General features: G+C 62.8%; 14 protein-coding genes. 11 read left to right on the top strand and 3 right to left on the bottom strand.

Annotated elements, in window-relative coordinates:
- Window positions 1–42: 42 nt before the first annotated feature.
- Complete coding sequence (gene cckA / locus LH365_RS09715; RefSeq protein ID WP_226743444.1) at window positions 43–2,172, top strand: cell cycle histidine kinase CckA; 2,130 nt, start codon at window positions 43–45, stop codon at window positions 2,170–2,172.
- Between the two features lie 255 nt (window positions 2,173–2,427).
- On the opposite strand, the gene LH365_RS09710 is transcribed toward cckA, so the two are convergent.
- Entirely contained in the window at window positions 2,428–3,135 is a 708-nt protein-coding gene (locus LH365_RS09710) for a FadR/GntR family transcriptional regulator (RefSeq protein ID WP_226743443.1), read from the bottom strand.
- Window positions 3,136–3,527: 392 nt separating this feature from the next.
- Between LH365_RS09710 and LH365_RS09705 the strand changes: the two genes are divergently transcribed.
- Complete coding sequence (locus tag LH365_RS09705) at window positions 3,528–5,192, top strand: DUF5597 domain-containing protein (protein WP_226743442.1); 1,665 nt, start codon at window positions 3,528–3,530, stop codon at window positions 5,190–5,192.
- A 140-nt stretch (window positions 5,193–5,332) separates the two neighbouring features.
- The gene (locus LH365_RS09700; protein ID WP_226743441.1) at window positions 5,333–8,206 is read left to right on the top strand and encodes a TIM-barrel domain-containing protein; all 2,874 of its coding nucleotides are present in this window, start codon (window positions 5,333–5,335) and stop codon (window positions 8,204–8,206) included.
- Between the two features lie 175 nt (window positions 8,207–8,381).
- Here LH365_RS09700 and LH365_RS09695 read toward each other — a convergent pair whose 3' ends face one another.
- Window positions 8,382–9,176, bottom strand: coding sequence for a DUF1365 domain-containing protein (locus tag LH365_RS09695; RefSeq protein WP_226743440.1), 795 nt, complete (start codon window positions 9,174–9,176; stop codon window positions 8,382–8,384).
- Window positions 9,173–10,534 carry an NAD(P)/FAD-dependent oxidoreductase gene (locus LH365_RS09690; RefSeq protein ID WP_226743439.1) on the bottom strand — a complete coding sequence of 454 codons (1,362 nt, stop codon included), beginning with the start codon at window positions 10,532–10,534 and terminating at the stop codon, window positions 9,173–9,175. The genes LH365_RS09695 and LH365_RS09690 overlap by 4 nt, the downstream gene beginning before the upstream one ends.
- A 206-nt stretch (window positions 10,535–10,740) precedes the next feature.
- Between LH365_RS09690 and LH365_RS09685 the strand changes: the two genes are divergently transcribed.
- The 8 genes from LH365_RS09685 to dxs all read left to right on the top strand — a co-directional run bounded on the left by LH365_RS09685 (window position 10,741) and on the right by dxs (window position 17,960).
- Entirely contained in the window at window positions 10,741–11,337 is a 597-nt protein-coding gene (locus LH365_RS09685) for a sigma-70 family RNA polymerase sigma factor (protein WP_226743438.1), read from the top strand.
- Window positions 11,334–11,984: a ChrR family anti-sigma-E factor gene (locus tag LH365_RS09680; RefSeq protein WP_226743437.1), complete on the top strand. Its 651-nt coding sequence runs from the start codon at window positions 11,334–11,336 to the stop codon at window positions 11,982–11,984. The genes LH365_RS09685 and LH365_RS09680 overlap by 4 nt, the downstream gene beginning before the upstream one ends.
- An 80-nt stretch (window positions 11,985–12,064) precedes the next feature.
- Window positions 12,065–12,490: a DUF2177 family protein gene (locus LH365_RS09675; protein WP_226743436.1), complete on the top strand. Its 426-nt coding sequence runs from the start codon at window positions 12,065–12,067 to the stop codon at window positions 12,488–12,490.
- 54 nt (window positions 12,491–12,544) lie between these two features.
- The gene (locus LH365_RS09670; RefSeq protein WP_226743435.1) at window positions 12,545–13,780 is read left to right on the top strand and encodes a cyclopropane-fatty-acyl-phospholipid synthase family protein; all 1,236 of its coding nucleotides are present in this window, start codon (window positions 12,545–12,547) and stop codon (window positions 13,778–13,780) included.
- A gap of 217 nt (window positions 13,781–13,997) precedes the next feature.
- On the top strand, window positions 13,998–14,600 hold the full coding sequence (locus LH365_RS09665; protein ID WP_226743434.1) for a histidine phosphatase family protein: 603 nt from the start codon (window positions 13,998–14,000) through the stop codon (window positions 14,598–14,600).
- A gap of 47 nt (window positions 14,601–14,647) precedes the next feature.
- The gene (locus LH365_RS09660; RefSeq protein WP_226743433.1) at window positions 14,648–14,902 is read left to right on the top strand and encodes an exodeoxyribonuclease VII small subunit; all 255 of its coding nucleotides are present in this window, start codon (window positions 14,648–14,650) and stop codon (window positions 14,900–14,902) included.
- A gap of 3 nt (window positions 14,903–14,905) precedes the next feature.
- Entirely contained in the window at window positions 14,906–15,814 is a 909-nt protein-coding gene (locus LH365_RS09655; RefSeq protein ID WP_226743432.1) for a polyprenyl synthetase family protein, read from the top strand.
- A gap of 220 nt (window positions 15,815–16,034) precedes the next feature.
- Window positions 16,035–17,960 (top strand): 1-deoxy-D-xylulose-5-phosphate synthase, encoded by a 1,926-nt coding sequence (gene dxs / locus LH365_RS09650; protein ID WP_226743431.1) that lies wholly within the window; start codon window positions 16,035–16,037, stop codon window positions 17,958–17,960.
- Window positions 17,961–17,982 lie beyond the last annotated feature (22 nt).

Genomic DNA, 17,982 nt, shown 5'->3' with positions numbered 1-17,982 from the left:
TTCGTTTTGGTGAAAGGGTTTGCTTTGCCGTCGTCGCCCCCCATGAAACCCGCCGCCCCCCCGCCGCCGAAAAGCCTGCTGGAGCGGTTGCGCGATTTCGCTTCCCCCTGGGCGCTGACCGTCGTGGCCATCATCGTGGTCGCCGCCTGCGCCGCCTTCTGGGTCATTGCGGGCGAATTGCCGGCAGGCGTGGTGCTGACCATCCTCGTCATCGTCATGGGGGCGGTGGTGTCGGTGGCCCTGTTCGCCTTCAGCCATGACGACGATCTCGAACCGCGCGGACCCGGCGTCGAGGCGCTGGTCGAGGCCCTGGCCGAACCGGCGGCGATCGCCAGCTTCGACGGCCGGCTGAACGCCACCAATCCGGCGTGGCGCGATGCGGGCGGCAATGAGAAGCGTCTGCCGGCGGGCGAGGGCAGCGAGGCCCTGTTCGTCGCCATGCGCGAGGCGCGCGCCCGCGGCAACAGCCGGGCGCTGGTGCGGCTGGGCAGCTTCGATTTCGAGATGCTGCTGTCGCGTCTGGGCGATGAGCAGGTGCTGGTGCGCGCCGCGTCGCAGGGCGTTCTGGGCACGGGTCTGCTGCTGAATCACGAACTGCCGGCGACCGAGGCCCCGGAAGAACCGGCGACGGTGGCGGATGTCGAGACGGTGGAAACATCGGTGTCACCGGTGTTCGACGGTTCGGATGCGCCCTTCGGTCAGGCCCTGTTACAGGGCGAGGCGCTGCTGACAGCGCGGATCGTGCGGAGCAATCCGGCATTCGCCCGACTGATGGGTTCGGCTGCGGGCGACCTGGCCGGCAAGGTTTGGGGCGAGCTGATCGACGCGGCGTCGCGCGAAGAAGCGCAAGCCAAGCTCGACGCGAAGAAGACGGCCTTCGAGGTCAAGCTGCTGGCGAACAAGGACCTGCCGTTACAAGTGCGTCTGGCGCGCACAGAAGGCGGCTTCATGCTGTATCTGTTCGATATCAGCGAGCAGAAACAACTGGAGCAGAGCCTGGCTCAGGTGCAGAAGATGCAGGCCATCGGGCAGTTCGCCGGCGGCGTGGCCCACGATCTCAACAACCTGCTGACCGGGTTGAAACTGCGGGTCGAGGACCTGCTGCACAACCACCCGCTGGGCGATCCGTCCTATGGGGGGCTCAATGAAATTCGTCAGATTTCGACGCGCGCCGAGGATCTGGTGCGCAAGCTTCTGGCCTTCTCGCGCAAGCAGACGGTCAAGCGCGTCACGCATAATCTGGGCGAACTGATTTCGGAATCCGAGGTCCTGCTGCGCCGCCTGATGCGCGAAGACGTCAAGCTGGAGACGGAATACGGCCGCGACCTGCCCGACATCCACGCCGACAAGGGGCAGATGGAGATGGCGGTGATGAACCTCGTCGTCAATGCCCGCGATGCGGTGCATACGGCGGGCGGCGGGCGGGTGAAAATCCGCTCGGCGGCGCTCACCCAGGCCGAGGCCGTCGCTCAGGGCTGGGCCGATGCGCCGGTGCAGGGTGCGGCCCTGATCGAGGTGTCGGACAACGGCCCCGGCATACCGCCGGACATCATGACCAAGGTCTTCGAGCCGTTTTTCACCACCAAGCCGCTGGGCGAGGGGACCGGGCTGGGGCTGGCGACCGTCTACGGCATCGTCAATCAGGCCGACGGCCATATCGCCATTACCTCGGTCATCGCGCCCGAAGAGGGCCACGGCGCGACGTTCAAAATCTTCCTGCCGATCAAGGTGCACGTGGCCAAGCCCGACGCGCCGAAGCTCGAGACCCCGGCCGCGCCGCCGAAGGTCACGCCCAAGGACATGTCCGGCGCCGGCCGCATCCTGTTTGTCGAGGACGAGGAGATCGTGCGCGGCATCGCGGCCCGCCTGCTGCGTCAGCGCGGCTATGAGGTCACCGAGGCGTCGGACGGCGAAGAGGCGCTCGACATCATTCAGGGCGGCGGCAAGTTCGACCTGTTGATTTCCGACGTCATCATGCCGGGGCTGGACGGCCCGTCCATGCTCAAGAAGGCGCGGCCCTTCCTCGGCAACGTGCCGGTGATGTTCATTTCGGGCTATGCGGAGGCGGAGTTCTCTGACCTGCTGGAAGACGAGACGGGCGTGTCCTTCCTGCCCAAGCCGCTGGATATCAAGACGCTGGCCGAGAAGGTCAAGGAACAGTTGGCGGCTTAGAAATCTTATTCCTCCCTGGCTATGCCGGGGAGGGGGACCGCACGAGCCGCCGAAGGCGGTGAGATGTGGTGGTGGGGTATCTTGCGATATGTCCACCAGCTCAGTTTGCTGAAATTAAGTAAGAAGCCCCACCACCGCATCTAGCGCTACGCGCGTCGTGCGGTCCCCCTCCCCAACGAGTTGGGGAGGTATGAAGTAGTCTGCCGCGAGTTTGGCGCGCTCCAACTAACGGGCGCCGGGGCTGAGTCCCTGCGGCTACTCGCCCACCGCCGGATTGTAGGTCTCGATCAGGTCCAGCGATTCGAGCAGAATGGCGCGCATGGCCAGAAGCGCGCCGTCCGGGTCGCCCTTTTCGATGGCGATCAGCACGGCTTCGTGGGCGGGGATAGAGGCCGTATGGCCCGATACCTTGTTGGTGATGCCGATGGAGATGCGCAGCGCCGTATTGATCAGTTCGCGCAACTGCCAGAAGAAGGGGTTGCCCGAGGCGCGCAGGATGGCGACGTGGAATTCGATATCGGCCTGCAGCGCCTGATCGTGTTCGGCGGCGTTGTCGCGCATGCCGTTGAGGCCGTCGCGGATGGCCTTGATATCCTTGCGGTCGGCGCGCTGGGCCGCCAGCGCCGCGGCGACCGGCTCGATGGCCAGACGGACCTCGGTAAATTCGCGGTAGATGGTGTTGGTGAAAGGGCGTTCCATCAGCCAGCGCGTCACGTCCGGATCGAGCAGGTTCCAGCGGCTGACCGGTTCGACCTTGGTGCCCTGACGCGGACGGGCGCTGAGCAGGCCCTTGGCCGTCAGCATCTTCACCGCTTCGCGCGCGACGGTGCGGCTGGCGGAAAACTGCGTGCACAGTTCGGCCTCGGTCGGAAAGCCGCTGCCGTCGTAATGGCCTGAGACAATCGATTGACCGAGCGTTTCCAGAAGTCCGTAGGTGAGGCTGACGCCGTGCTGCGTACGCATTATGAGGGGCCTGTAGGCTTATTGAGTCTTGTTATAAGATGAGTAATCGCCGAAGTTTCCGCCCCTTGTCCAGCTTAAATAAGAAAATAACGCGCGGGGCGCGACCCTCCGCCGCCGGAGCTTAATCTGAAAACGATTGAAAATGATAGCGTTATCATTTTTGACCTTGCGCCTTAATGCGATGATGATTAAGACAATTGTATAATAAAAAAGGCCGTGTCCTGCGGGGCGCAGGTGTTTACCGTGAGGGAGCAATGCCGGGCAGGCGCGCCGATGTGGAAGACGGGCGACTGCTATCCCTCAGCCGAAATTCTGAAATGCCGGGCGGATTTTCCGTCCGTAAAGCCGCGCCATGCGCCGGCAGGTCATGAAGCTGTTCAGGGGAGCCGTGCATGCGTTCACACAGATTGTCGCGTCGTTTTTTATTGTCCGCCGCTGTATTTACCGCCGCACTGAGCTTTGCGCCAGCCTTGGAGGCTTTTGCGCAGAGCAAGCCCCTGCCGCAGGTGGTGAAGAAAAACGGTAAGGCCGCGCTGATGGTCGATGGCGCGCCGTACCTCATTCTGGGCGCGCAGGCCAACAACTCGTCCAACTATGCGGCGCAACTGCCCAAGGTGTGGCCGGCGCTGAAGGACATTCACGCCAATACGCTGGAAATTCCCGTGGCGTGGGAGCAGATCGAGCCGAAGGAAGGTCAGTTCGACTTTTCCTATGTCGACGAACTGGTGAAGCAGGCGCGCGCAAACAATGTGCGTCTGGTGCTTTTGTGGTTCGGCACGTGGAAGAACACCTCGCCCAACTATACGCCGGACTGGGTCAAGCTCGACAACAAGCGCTTCCCGCGCATTACCAAAAAAGACGGGACGATGTCCTATTGCCTGTCGCCGATGGAGCGTTCGACGCTGGAGGCCGACAAAAAGGCCTTTGTCGCCCTGATGACGCACCTGAAAAAGATCGATGGCGATCAGCACACCGTCATCATGATGCAGCCGGAAAACGAGTCCGGCACCTATGGCAGCGTGCGCGACTATTCGGCCAAGGCGGAAAAGGTCTTCAAGGGGCCGGTGCCGCAGGCCCTGCTGAAGAAGAAGGGCATCACCAGGGGCGGCACGTGGAGCGAAGTGTTCGGCAAGCACGCCGACGAATATTTCCACGCCTGGCATATCGCCAGCTATATCAATGAGATCGCCGCGGCGGGCCGGGCGGTTTACGACCTGCCCATGTACGTCAATGCGGCGCTGCGCGAACCGCTGGTCGAGGTCGGGCCGGAGACCTATTCGTCGGGCGGGCCGACCCACAACGTCATCGACATCTATCAGGCGGCGGCTCCGGCCATCGATATTATCGCGCCGGATATCTATAAGCGCGACTCGGCCAATTACGAGGCGGTGCTGAACCTCTATACCAAGTTCGACAACCCGCTGTTCGTGCCCGAAACCGGCTCGGACACTGAATTCGCCCGCTATATTTTCAGCGTCTTCGGCCGTGGCGGCATCGGTTATGCGCCCTTCGGCATAGACTATACGGGCTATACCAACTACCCGCTGGGTGGCCGCGACATCTCGCCGGAAGGCCTCAGGCCTTTCCGTGAAAAGTACGCCCTGTTCGCGCCGATGATGCGCGAATGGGCGAAGATCGCCTACGAAAACCCCGTCTGGGGCGTCGCCGAGGCCGACGACCGCAAGCCGCAGTCCATCGATCTGGGCGGCAAGTGGAAGGTCGATGTGCTGTACGGCGAATGGCAGTTCGGCCTGACCGAATGGACGTGGCTGGGCAAGTTCGATCCGGTGCCGGGGCGCGAAAAGCCCAATGGCGGCGTGGTCGTGGCGCAGCTTTCCGAAGACGAGTTCCTGGTGACCGGCGTGCACGCGCGCCTGAACTTCGGGCTGGGTCCCAAAAATAAAGGCAAGAACCTGATCTTCCGCGCGGTCGAGCAGGGACATTTCGAAAACGGCAAGTGGGTCGTCGATTTCGTGTGGAACGGCGACCAGACCGACTATGGCCTGAACCTGACCGGTCAGCCGGCGGTGCTCAAGATCAAGCTGGCGACGTATTAACAATCACTCCCTCTCCCTGTTTGCGGGGAGAGGGCTGGGGTGAGGGGCTTCTTTCTTTGTGGGATTTTGCTCCTCACCCGGCGCTTCGCGCCACCCTCTCCCCGTAAACAGGGAGAGGGGATCAACGAGGGAGAAGACTGATGAAACCCTATATCTATGCCCCCACCTTTGCGGTCGCGCTCATGGCATCCACGGCCTTGGCCGGGACCTATACCCAGACCGACACCGGCATCGTGGTGAAGCCCGACACCGGTACGGCGAAGGAAATCCGCCTCGATGTGATCAACGATTCGATCATCCACGTCGTCGGCGTCGACGACCCGGCGCGCGCGCAACTGCCGTCGCTGATGGCCGTCGCCAAACCCGAAGGCAAGTTCACCGTCACGGACGGCAAGGGTGTCGTCACCGTTAAGGCCGCTGCGGCTTCGGCGCAGGTGAACCTGACCGACGGCAAGATCACCTTCTTCAACGCCAAGGGCCAGCCGGTCCTGAAAGAGGTCAAGAGCGCCATCACACCGGTGACCGTCGAAGGCAAGCCCTACGTCTCGACCACCGCGCAATTCAATATCAACACCACCGAAGCCTTCTACGGTCTGGGGCAGCACCAGAACGCCCAGATGAACCTCAATGGCGAAGACATCGAACTGCGCCAGCACAATATGGACATCGCCATCCCCTTCGTGGTGTCTGACAAGAATTACGGCGTGCTGTGGGACAACAACTCGGTCACGCGTTTCGGCAATCCGGTGCGCTTCGGTCTGGCCAGCCGCGACCTGAAACTGACGGCGCTCGACGGTTCGCAGGGGCTGACCGCCAAATACTATGTCGATGACAAGCTGATCCTGACGCGCGTCGAGCCGGACATCCGCTATCAGTTCCTGTCGGATGTCGACAAGTACTGGCCGACCGATCCGGCCCTGAGCAAGGCGGCGACGCAGGGCAAAAAGGTCAAGGTCGTCTGGGAAGGCGCCGCCACCTCCGACAAGCCGGGCGTGCACAAGATGCGCCTGTTCGTCTCGGACTATGTGACGATGAAGGTCGACGGCAAGACGCTGTTCGACCACGGCATCTGGCGCATGGGCTGGAACGGCTGGTACAACAATTTCGACCAGACCTTCACCAGGGGCAAGCCGGTAAAGTTTCAGGTCGAGTGGCTGCCGTCGGGCGGCCTGATCTCGCTGCACCATTCCAACCCGGAACCGGCGGCAGACAAGCATTCGCTGCGCTTCACCTCCGAAGCCGGCACGGGCCTGAACTACTACTTCATCTCGGCCGACAGCCTCGACGGCGTCATTTCGGGCTACCACACCGTCACCGGCAAGCCGCCGATGATGCCCAAGTGGGCCTACGGCTTCTGGCAGTCGCGTCAGCGCTACGAGACGCAGGATCAGCTCTTAAGCGTGCTCAAGACCTATCGCGACAACAAGTGGCCGATCGACAATATCGTTCAGGACTGGTTCTACTGGCCGGAAGACCAGTGGGGCAGCCACAAGTTCGATCCCGTCCGCTTCCCCGATCCGCAAAAGCTGGTCGACGAGGTGCACAAGCAGAACGCCCGCATCATGATCTCGATCTGGGGCAAGTTCTATCCGAACACCGACAACTACAAGGAACTGGACGCCAAGGGCTATATGTGGCGCCGGAATGTCGAACTGGGCTTCAAGGACTGGGTCGGTCCGGGTTATCTCAACAGCCACTATTCGCCGTACAACAAGGAAGCCCGCGACATCTACTACCGCCAGATGAAGGAAGGTCTGGTCAAGTACGGCTTCGACGCCTGGTGGATGGACAATACCGAGCCGGACGTGCGCTCGAACACCAGCCCGGAAGAGTTCGCCGAGCTGATCACCCCGACCCAGATGGGGCCGGGCGCGCTGGTCCACAACGCCTATGCGACCATGAACACGCAGGCCATGTATGACGGCCTCAAGGTCGATCAGCCGGACAAGCGTCAGTTCATCCTGACCCGTTCGGGCTTCGGCGGGGTGCAGCGCAACGCCGCCGCCCTGTGGTCGGGCGATGTGGTCGGCACCTGGGACAATCTCTACGATCAGATATCGGCGGGCGTGCAGACGGGCTTTTCCGGCGTGCCGAACTGGACGCACGACATCGGCGGCTATGCGCAGGAAACGCGCTTCCAGGGGAAAGAGGTCGGCGGGCTTCAGGAAAACCGCACGGCGGGCGGTACGGGCACGGCCGAGGACCTGAAGGAATGGCGTGAGCTGAACCAGCGCTGGTGGCAGTTCGGGGCCTTCTCGCCGCTGTTCCGTTCGCACGGCGAAGGCGTGAAGCGCGAAATCCACGAAATCTCGCCCGAAGGCTCGCCCATGCGCGCCAATATGGTGTGGTTCCTTGAGATGCGCTACCGCCTGATGCCGTACATCTATTCGGCCGCGGCGGATGCGCATTACGAATCCGCGCCGATCATGCGCGGCCTTGCGCTGGATTTCCCCAGGGACGCCAAGGGCAAGGACGTCAAGGACGCCTATATGTTCGGCAAGTCGATTCTGGTCGCGCCGGTCACGAAATATCAGGCGACCTCGCGCAGCGTCTACTTCCCGGCGGGCGCGTCGTGGTACAATCTCTATACCGGTGAAGCGGTGAAGGGCGGTCAGACCCGCACCGTCGCCGCGCCGCTCGATCAGTTGCCGCTGTTCGTCAAGGCCGGCGCCATCCTGCCGATGGGCCCGGTGACGCAGTATGTCGACGAAAAGCCGGACGCCCCGCTGACCCTCAATGTCTATACCGGCGCCGACGGCAGCTACAGCCTTTATGAGGATGACGGCGTGTCGAACGGCTATGAGAAGGGCAAGTTCACCCGCATTCCGTTCGCCTATAATGACAAGACCGGGGAACTGACCATCGGTGCGCGCACGGGTCAGTACGACAAGATGGTGGCGGCGCGGACCTTCAAGGTGCGCTTCCTGAAGGCGGGCGACAAGACGACCGACTTCGATGCTCCGGCGATCAGCGTCGCCTATTCGGGCAATGCGGTGAAAGTGAAGCGTCCTTAAGGTCTTAATACCTCCCCGCTGGCGGGGAGGGGGACCGCACGAGCCGAAGGCGAGATAGGGTGGAGGGAGCCTTTCCTTGTGTCAGCAACTTTGAGGGTTGCTTGGACACGCCGTAAGGCCCCCTCCGTCACTTCGAGGCGCTCAGCGCCACCTCCCCCACAAGTGGGGGCGTTTTTTATTGGGCCGACGTCTCACCTACGCTGAACACCGCCGGAGCCTCTTTCGGACCGGGGCGGTATTTCACGCCCTTGAGCCATAGTTTCAGCGCCTCCCAGTGGATGCCCCACACGACCTTCAGCGTCATAAGCGGCATGGTGAAAAAATACTTCAGCAGCACAGCGTCGGTGAGCGCTTCGCGACGGGCGTTGAAACGCGCCACCAGCATTCGCGCCCGGCCTTCGGGTCTTACCTGTTCGAGCAGGATGCGTAAGGAGAAGCGGTCCTCCGGCGGCGTCAGGTCGAAGCTATAGGCCATGTCCATATCCATGAAGGGCGAGACGTGGAGCTTCTTGTCGGCGGCCTGACGGATGGGACGCAGGTCCTGCACCGGCAGCACATAGCAGTGCCGCTCGCCGAAGGTGTTGTTGACCTGATAGACGACGCTGCGCAGTTTCCCGTCGGCCTTTTCGACGAAATAGAGGCTGATCGGGTTGAAGACGAAGCCCAGCACGCGCGGCATGGCCAGCAGGAACAGCCGGTCGGTGGCCTGATACAGGCCCTGCGGTTCCAGAAAGGCGATGATCCGTTCACGCAGGGGCGCGGCGGTGTCGCCCTTGACCGGGCCGTGATCGCGCTCGTCGAAGCCCAGCAGATTGAAACGGTTGAGACCGAGGGTTTTCAGCGGCTTCAGCGTGTCGTCAAGGTGATCGAGATCGAACAGAATCTGGAACACCGAATATTCCAGATGATGTGTCTTCGGCGCGAAACGGTGGTGCATGACCGGGCCGGCATAGAGGGCGGTCTGTATCATTCCGCGGCCTCCAGAAGGACACGGGCGGGCTGCCAGAAGATGCGCGAGCGGCTCCAGTCGAAGGCCCACGGACGTTCGATGCCGCTGATCGCCTCGGCGACGGCCAGCCCCGATTGCAGCCCGTCTTCGTGGAAGCCCGCGCCGAAATAGGCCCCGCAGAACCAGGTTCGGTTGACGCCCTGCAAACCGCCAAGCTGCGTCTGGGCGGCGATGGCCGCCTGATCGAACAGGGGATGGTCGAAGGTCATCCGCTTGATCACCTTGTCTTCGGCGATCGGCGAGACGGGGTTGAGCGTCACGAACACGTCGCGGCCGGGCAGGTTTTGCAGCAGGTTCATCCAGTAGGTGACGCACAGCATTCGACCCGCCGTCATCTCGTCCTTGCGCCCGATATAGTTCCAACTGGCCCAGGCGTGGCGGCGGCGCGGCATCAGGCCGGCGTCGGTGTGCATCACGACCTCGTTGTCGGTGTAGCGGAAGGCCGATAATAGCGCGCGCTCCTGCGGGGTGGCGTTGTCCCCTAATATGCGCAGGGTGTCGTGGGCGTGGGTGGCGAACACCACCTCGTCGAAAGTGTGCACTTCACCGTGCGTATCGGTCAGGCTGACGCCGTTGGCGTGGCGTTCGGCCCTGACGATGCCGCATCCGGTGCGGATGCGGTGTTTGAACGGTTCGATCAGGCGCTCGACATAGGCCTGCGAGCCTCCGGTGACGGTGCGCCACTGAATGCGTTCGGCCAGATTGAGCTTCAGCAAGCCGTGATTTTCGAAGAAGTTCATAAAGGCGCGGAACGGATAGTCCATCACCTCGGCGGCGGAGGTGGACCAGATGGCGGCCGCCTGCGGCACCAGATGATCCTCGATAAAGGGCCGCGAATAGCGCCGACTGACCAGATACTCGCCCAGAGTCAGACGTTCATCCTGACGCGCCTTATGGTCCAGGGGCGCGGTCTTGTAGAAACGCACCAGATCCCACATCAGGCGCAGAAAGCGCGGGCGCACCACATTGCCCCATTGCGCCAGCAAGCCGGACAGCGACACGGACGCGTATTCCAGCCGCCCCTTGTCGATGGACACGCCGAAGGACATGTCCGACGGCTGATGCGGCGCGCCTATATGGTCGAGCAGGGCCGTCAGATTGGGGTAGCAGGGCGTATTGAAGACGATGAAGCCCATATCGACCCACAGAGGAGTTTCGGGGCTGCCGATATTGACGCTGTGGCTATGCCCGCCGGGCCGATCTTCCTTTTCGAAAACGGTGATCTCGGCGTATCTGTTCAGGTGCCATGCCGCCGACAGGCCGGATATGCCGGTGCCCACTACGGCGATACGGGGGCGGGCAGGGCGGGCGTCGTACATGCGGCGTTCCTCAAACGATCTTATGGTCTGTTTACGTCCTATGCCGCCAAACGGATCAGACACTCGGTTTTTCAACAAAGGGTAATCCGGATGCGCGGCCGCGGCGTAGAAAGGGCATGAGTTTCGACACGCTTTCCACATCGACTGTTTACGGACCAAAGCAAATGTCCTTTGACCGCGACGCCGCAATAGGGTCATCTGCCCACATGATCGTTACGGACACCGGCAAGAGCGGGGGAGGGCGGCCCGCCGGGGCTGCCGAAGGCCTCATCGTGCGTATCGCCGAAGGGCGCGACCGCGAGGCCTATGCCCGGCTGTTCACCCTCTATGCGCCCAAACTCAAGGCCTTCATGATGGGGCGCGGCCTGACCGCCATCGAGGCTGAGGATCTGGCGCAGGACGCTTTACTCAATGTGTGGCGCAAGGCCTCCTATTTCGACCCGAAAAAGGCTTCGGCGACGACCTGGATCTATTCCATTGCCCGCAACCTGCACATCGACAGCCTGCGCAAGCAGAAGCGGGCCCATTCGCTGCCGGACGATCTGTGGGCGCCCGAACCCGAAGAGGCCCCTGACGCGCATCTGATTGGCGTTCAGGACGCCCGTACGGTCGGCGCGCTGATGCAGACCCTGTCGCCGGATCAGCGCGAAGTGGTGCGGCTGTCCTTTTTCGAAGACCTGTCGCACGGCGATATCGCCGCGGCCCTGTCCCTTCCGCTGGGCACCGTCAAATCGCGCCTGCGCCTGGCCATGATGCGGCTGCGGACGGCGTTCGAGCAATCAGACACGAGTAAACGCGTATGAGCCCTATTACCCACCATATCGATGAGTTGATCCTGCTCGATTATCACCGGGGCCGGTTGAATGCGGGTCAGTCCCTGCTGGTCGCGACCCATGTGGAGATGTGCGCCCATTGCCGCGCGTCCCTGCGCCTGTTCGACGCCATCGGCGCGTCGCTGCTGGAAGAGGTCGCGCCTGTGGAAATGAGCGCCGACGCGCTGGAACTGGCGCTGGCGCGCATCGAACGCCCCGAAGCCGCGCCCGCCGTGGCCACGCCGGCATCGCCCGCCTATCTGCGTGGCATCGATCTGCCGCACAGCGTTCGTCAGGCGGCGTTCAAAAAACGCTACTGGGGCGCGCCGGGCGTGTGGATGGCGCATCTCGATGCCCCGAAGGACGGGCGTGGCCTGACCTATCTGATGCACGTCAAGGGCGGGATGCAGATGCCCGTCCACGACCACCACGGGCTTGAAATGACTCTGGTTCTGACCGGGTCTTTCAGCGATGATGGTGGCGTCTATCGTCCGGGCGACTGCGTGTCGTGCGACGAAGGCGATCACCATTCGCCCCTGATCGCGGCTGACGATTGCCTGTGCCTGATCGCGGCCACCGCGCCCATCGCGCCCCGGACGCTTCTGGGTAAACTGCTTCAGCCTTTCGCGCGTATCTGAATGACAAGCCTCGCGCCGAAACGGGATAAGCCGTTACGGCACGAGGCGCCAATCCCTACCCACAGTCCCGAAGGTGAGGCATGAAGATGTTTCTGAGCGCGCTCGTCCTGACGCTGATCGCCTTTGCGGTGATAGACACCGTTTGGCTGAGTCTTACCGCGGGTCCGGTCTATAAGCCGCTGATGGGCGATCTGATGGCTACGCGCATCAACCTGCCGGCGGCGGTGGCCTTCTACGTGCTGTACGCCGTCGGTGTGACCTGGTTTTTGACCTTTCCCGCTCTGTCGGGTCAATTGCCGGTCCACGGGCTGCCCGCGGGATGGTCACTGACGATCAGTGCCGCGCTCCTGGGGCTGATGGCCTACGGCACCTATAATCTGACGGCCCTGGCGGTGATCCGCGACTGGTCGGTGAAGCTGGTGGTCATTGACATGATCTGGGGGGCGGTCCTGACCACGGCGGCGTCGCATCTGGTCGTGTTCGCCGGGCGGCTGCTCAAGATATAGATTTTTTGCAGCGCGTATTTTCAATATAATTAAAAACTCAGACGGAGGCGGCCTATGTCCAGCACCTCGACATCCCTTGGTCCCCATTTCGCCGCGGCGAGTGCCGACCTGCATCTGGTGCCGAAGGCCCTGCGTCAGCCGCTGAAGACGTTGCGCCACAACTGGCACCGCGGCAATCTCGACATCATCCTGCCCAACGGGACGCCGTTTGAAATCCGTGGCCGCGAGCCCGGCCCCCACGGCGTGCTTAAGGTCAATGATTTCCGCTTTCTGCGGCGTGTGCTGTCGGCGGGCGATGTCGGTTTCGCCGACGGCTATGTGGCCGGGGAGTGGGACACGCCCGACCTGCCCGACCTGCTCGAAGTGTTCACGCTGAATATCGACCGCCTGACGCGCTTCTTCATCGGCAATCCCTTCATGCAGATGATGAGCCGTCTGCTGCACAGCTTCAATCGCAACACCAAGGAAGGGTCGCGCCGCAATATCTTCGCCCATTACGATCTGGGCAACGCCTTCTATTCGCAGTGGCTGGACGCCACCATGACCTATTCGTCGGCTCTGTTTAAAGGCACCGAGGACCTGGAGCGCGCCCAGACGGCCAAATACGCCGCGCTGGCGCGACTGGTCGATCTCAAGCCGGGGCAGCGTGTACTGGAAATAGGCTGCGGCTGGGGCGGTTTTGCCGAATACGCCGCGAAGATGGGCGCGAAGGCCACCTGCCTGACCATTTCGCCGTCCCAGCACGACTATGCGGTCGAGCGTATGCAGCGGCTGGGCCTGTCGGATCTCGTCGAAATAAAGCTTCTCGATTACCGCGACGTGACGGGCGAGTATGACGCCATTGTTTCCATCGAAATGTTCGAAGCGGTGGGAATGGAATACTGGGACGCCTATTTCCGCAAGGTGTCGGATTGCCTCAAGCCGGGCGGCAAGGCGGCGCTTCAGATCATCACCATCCGCGACGAACTGTTCGAGGATTATCGTCAGCGCCCGGACTTCATTCAGCGCTACATCTTCCCCGGCGGTATGCTGCCGTCGCCGTCCAAACTGCGCAGCCACAGCGCGAAGGCCGCTCTGTCGGTCCTGTCGGATCAGTCGTTCGGCCACGACTATGCCCGTACGCTGAATATGTGGGCGCGCCGCTTCGATGCGGCCTGGGGCGAGGGGCGCATCAGCGGTTTCGATGAAGCCTTCCGCAAGATGTGGCTGTTTTATCTGGCCTATTGCGAAGCGGGCTTCCGCACCGAACGCACGGATGTGGTGCATCTGGCGTTGCAGAAATCCACATAGGCGAACGGCGTTTCATGCCCTGTCGATAAAAGCGTGGAATCCGTCAGTGCTTTCCGTGTTTTTTCGTGGTTAATTCATAACTTAGACACAGTCCTTCCCGTCCTGCGCGCACGGAGCGGCGATTTAGAGTCTTGTCTCCCCCCGATGGGCGGGCTACCAAACCCCTCAGATAAGTGCAGCCGGGAATCGATTGCGATTCCTGTAGTGAGGCGACGGTTTGGCCAAGGGCGGGAACGGGGACAAGCGAAACGGGGCGATCACCCTCGTACGGCACGGCGAGCCGGCCTTGTCGCGCCGCGTCAGGCTGACGGCCGCCGGCTACCGCGACTGGTGGGGCCGTTATACCCTGGCCGGCCTCTTGGAAGGTCAGATTCCGCCGCCGCAACTGGTCAAATGGGCCGAAGAGGCGGGATACGTCTATTCCTCGACCCTGCAACGCTCCATCGAGACGGCGCGCGCCGTGTGCAAGGGCAAACCCTTTGAGTCGCTGCCCCTGTTCATCGAAGCGCCGCTGCCGCCGCCGAACCTGCCGACCTTTCTGACCTTTTCGCCCAAATACTGGGGCGGTATTTCGCGCTTCTGGTGGTGGGCGTTCAACCATCATGCCGGCGAGGAAACCCGCAAACAGGCCGAGGCCCGCGCCGCCGAGGCCGCGCGCTTCCTGCACGAAAAGGCCCGGACCGGCGAAGACGTGCTGCTGATGGCGCACGGCTATTTCAACTGGATGATTTCGCTCGAATTGGGAAAATTAGGCTATAGCCAAACCTGCGAGCAGGGGTTTAAGTACTGGGGCTGCCGCCGCTACGAGAAGCGCACATAAGACAGCCACCCTCCGGACCCTGTAGACCGCGTAACGAAAGGCCGATCATGACCGAAACAGCAGCGACCCTGTCGCCAGAGACCTTATCTTTTGAAGAGGCGCTGGCCCAACTGGAGCGCATCGTGGCGGAACTGGAGTCCGGTCAGGCGCCGCTGGAAAAGTCGCTCGAACTGTATAAGCGCGGCGCGGCGCTGAAGACCCTGTGCGAGGAACGCCTTGAGGCCGCGCGCCTTCAGGTCGAGAAGATCACCCTGTCGAAGACCGGTCAGGTCGAGGGCGTGGCCCCGGCGGAGTTCAACTGATTGATGCCGGTCGCCGCCAATTCCGACCTGCCGCCCCTGCATCAGCGGATGCAGGAGACCGCCGATCTGGTGACGCTGGCGCTCGACGAGCTTCTGCCGCGCGCCGAGGGGTTTGAGTCGCGGCTGACCGAGGCCATGCGCTACGCGGCGCTGGGGCCGGGCAAGCGGCTGCGGCCGTTTTTCGCGCTCGAAACCGGTCGGTTGTTCGATGCCGATGCGCAGGCCGTGCTGCGCGCGGCGTGCGCGCTGGAATGCATCCACGCCTATTCTCTGGTCCACGACGACCTGCCGTGCATGGACGATGACGATATTCGCCGAGGGCAACTGACCGTGCACCGCGCCTATGATGAGGCGACCGCCGTGCTGGCCGGTGATGCGCTTCAGACCGTGGCGTTTGAAATCCTGGCCTCCGAAGACACCCACGAAGACCCGCGCGTTCGCGTGGAACTGATCTCGCGGCTGGCGCTGGCGTCGGGTGCGCAGGGCATGGCCGGCGGTCAGATGATCGACCTGATCGGCGTCTCCGACGACCTCGGCGGCGTGGCGCGTATGCAGCGCATGAAGACCGGCGCGCTGATCGTCCATGCCTTTGAAATCCCTATCATTGTCGCCGATGCGCCTGAGAAGGAGGCCAACGCCCTGATCCACTTCGCGCAGGATCTGGGTCTGGCCTATCAGATTGCCGACGACCTGCTGGATGTCGAGGGCGATCCGGACCTGCTGGGCAAGGCCGCCGGCGGTAAGGACGCTGCCAAGGGCAAGACCAATTTCGTGACGCTCCTGGGTCTGGATGAGGCCAAGGCGCGGGTGAAACTGTTGTCGGATCAGTGCAAGGCGCGGCTGGATATTTTCGGCGCCGATGCGGATATACTGCGCGACAGTGTGGATTTCGTGCTCAAGCGGCAGAACTGATCTTCCTTCGCCCCTGCGCGGAGAAGGTGGCCTGTAAGGCCGGATGAGGGGGCATCTGTTGCATCGTTTCGTTCCCCCTCACCCAACCCTCTCCCCGTAGGGGCGAGGGGGTATTTCCGGCATATGAAACTGGACAAAACCCCCTCACAGTTTTATGTCCGTTGCGGTAGAGACCATAAAACAATTGCCGGTCCGCGTCCGGCGTATGAGTGCACCGTTTATGCCCCAACCCGAAACGCCCGTTCTGGACTCGCTGACGGCTCCGGAGGCGATCCGTCATCTGCCCGCCGCCGACCTGCAGACCCTTGCCGACGAGGTGCGGGCCGAAACCATCGACGTGGTGTCGAAGACGGGCGGGCATCTGGGGTCGGCGCTGGGGGTGGTCGAACTGACCGTGGCCCTGCACCATGTGTTTGAAACGCCGCGCGACATCCTCATCTGGGACGTCGGGCATCAGTGCTATCCGCACAAGATTCTGACCGGGCGGCGCAACCGTATCCGCACGCTGCGTCAGGGCGGCGGCCTGTCGGGCTTCACCAAGCGTTCCGAAAGCCCTTACGATCCGTTCGGCGCGGCCCATGCGGCGACCTCGATCTCGGCGGCGCTGGGCTTCTGCGCCGCGCGCGATCAGCAGGGCGGCGACAACAAGGTGGTGGCGGTCATCGGCGACGGCTCGATGTCGGCCGGCATGGCCTATGAGGCGATGAACAATGCCGCCGAAACGACGAAAAACCTGACGGTCATCCTCAACGATAACGACATGTCGATCGCGCCGCCGGTCGGGGGCATGAGCGCCTATCTGGCCAATCTGGTCTCCGGCGGGGCCTATCAGGCGGTGCGCCGCTGGGGCAAGTCGGTTGCCGAACGCCTGCCGCGTCCGCTGTTCGAGATGGCCAAGAAGTCCGAGGAATTCTCGCGCACCTGGTTCACCGGCGGCACCTTTTTCGAAGAGTTGGGCTTCTACTATGTCGGTCCCATCGACGGGCACGACATGGATAACCTGCTGTCGGTGCTCAAGCGCGTGCGCGACATCACCGACCGCCCGGTGCTGGTCCATGTGGTGACGCAAAAGGGCAAGGGCTATGCCCCCGCCGAGGCCGCTTCGGACAAGTATCACGGCGTGGCCAAGTTCGACGTCATCACCGGCGAACAGGCCAAGCCCAAGGCCAATGCCCCGTCCTATACCGAGGTCTTCGCCGCCGAACTGATCAAGCAGGCGCATATCGATCCCAAGGTGGTGGCCATCACGGCCGCCATGCCGTCAGGCACGGGGCTCGATCGTTTCGCCGAAGTCTTTCCGACGCGCACCTACGATGTCGGCATCGCCGAACAGCACGCCGTGACCTTTGCCGCCGGTCTGGCGGCGGACGGCATGAAGCCGTTCTGCGCGCTTTATTCGACCTTCCTGCAACGCGGCTACGATCAGGTGGCGCACGATGTGGCGCTTCAGGACCTGCCGGTGCGCTTCGCCATCGACCGCGCCGGTCTGGTCGGGGCCGACGGGGCGACGCACGCCGGGACGTTCGATATCGGCTATCTGGGGACGCTGCCCGGCATGATGATCATGGCCGCGTCGGACGAGGCCGAGCTGGCGCGCATGATCGCCACGGCGACCGCTTATGACGACGGGCCTTCGGCGTTCCGTTACCCGCGCGGCGAAGGCGTCGGCGTCGAAATCCCGGCCATGCCGGAGACGCTGGCCATCGGCAAGGGCCGCATCGTCCGCGAAGGCTCGAAAGTCGCCATCCTGTCGCTGGGGGCGCGTTTGCAGGAGGCCTTGAAGGCCGCCGATCTGCTGGGGGCGCGCGGCCTGCCGACCACGGTCGCCGATGCGCGCTTTGCCAAACCGCTGGACAAGGAACTGATCCGGCAACTGGCCAGGCACCACGAATGCCTGATCACGGTCGAGGAGGGGGCGATCGGCGGCTTCGGGGCCTTCGTGCTGCACTATCTGGCAGGCGAGGGCGCGCTGGATAACGGGCTGAAAATCCGCACCCTGACCCTGCCGGACGTGTTTCAGGACCATGACAAGCCGGAAAAGATGTACGCCGATGCCGGGCTGGACGCGCAGGGCATCGCGGCCTCAGCCATGAAGGCGCTGGGGTTCAGCGACGCCGATATCGCGAAGGTGGCGGTGCTGGGATAAGCAAAAAACGGCGCCCCTTACG

The sequence above is a fragment of the Asticcacaulis sp. AND118 genome (assembly GCF_020535245.1).
In the GTDB taxonomy this organism is placed as follows: Bacteria; Pseudomonadota; Alphaproteobacteria; order Caulobacterales; family Caulobacteraceae; genus Asticcacaulis.
Note: the sequence above shows the minus strand (reverse complement) of the source record. Positions and strands in the feature narration are given on the sequence as shown.

What these genes read in the sequence shown, in the direction of transcription:
- cckA (WP_226743444.1), top strand. Translation starts at nt 43, where the DNA reads ATGAAACCCGCCGCCCCCCCGCCGCCGAAAAGCCTGCTGGAGCGGTTG.
- LH365_RS09710 (WP_226743443.1), bottom strand. Translation starts at nt 3,135, where the DNA reads ATGCGTACGCAGCACGGCGTCAGCCTCACCTACGGACTTCTGGAAACG.
- LH365_RS09705 (WP_226743442.1), top strand. Translation starts at nt 3,528, where the DNA reads ATGCGTTCACACAGATTGTCGCGTCGTTTTTTATTGTCCGCCGCTGTA.
- LH365_RS09700 (WP_226743441.1), top strand. Translation starts at nt 5,333, where the DNA reads ATGAAACCCTATATCTATGCCCCCACCTTTGCGGTCGCGCTCATGGCA.
- LH365_RS09695 (WP_226743440.1), bottom strand. Translation starts at nt 9,176, where the DNA reads ATGATACAGACCGCCCTCTATGCCGGCCCGGTCATGCACCACCGTTTC.
- LH365_RS09690 (WP_226743439.1), bottom strand. Translation starts at nt 10,534, where the DNA reads ATGTACGACGCCCGCCCTGCCCGCCCCCGTATCGCCGTAGTGGGCACC.
- LH365_RS09685 (WP_226743438.1), top strand. Translation starts at nt 10,741, where the DNA reads ATGATCGTTACGGACACCGGCAAGAGCGGGGGAGGGCGGCCCGCCGGG.
- LH365_RS09680 (WP_226743437.1), top strand. Translation starts at nt 11,334, where the DNA reads ATGAGCCCTATTACCCACCATATCGATGAGTTGATCCTGCTCGATTAT.
- LH365_RS09675 (WP_226743436.1), top strand. Translation starts at nt 12,065, where the DNA reads ATGAAGATGTTTCTGAGCGCGCTCGTCCTGACGCTGATCGCCTTTGCG.
- LH365_RS09670 (WP_226743435.1), top strand. Translation starts at nt 12,545, where the DNA reads ATGTCCAGCACCTCGACATCCCTTGGTCCCCATTTCGCCGCGGCGAGT.
- LH365_RS09660 (WP_226743433.1), top strand. Translation starts at nt 14,648, where the DNA reads ATGACCGAAACAGCAGCGACCCTGTCGCCAGAGACCTTATCTTTTGAA.
- LH365_RS09655 (WP_226743432.1), top strand. Translation starts at nt 14,906, where the DNA reads ATGCCGGTCGCCGCCAATTCCGACCTGCCGCCCCTGCATCAGCGGATG.
- dxs (WP_226743431.1), top strand. Translation starts at nt 16,035, where the DNA reads ATGCCCCAACCCGAAACGCCCGTTCTGGACTCGCTGACGGCTCCGGAG.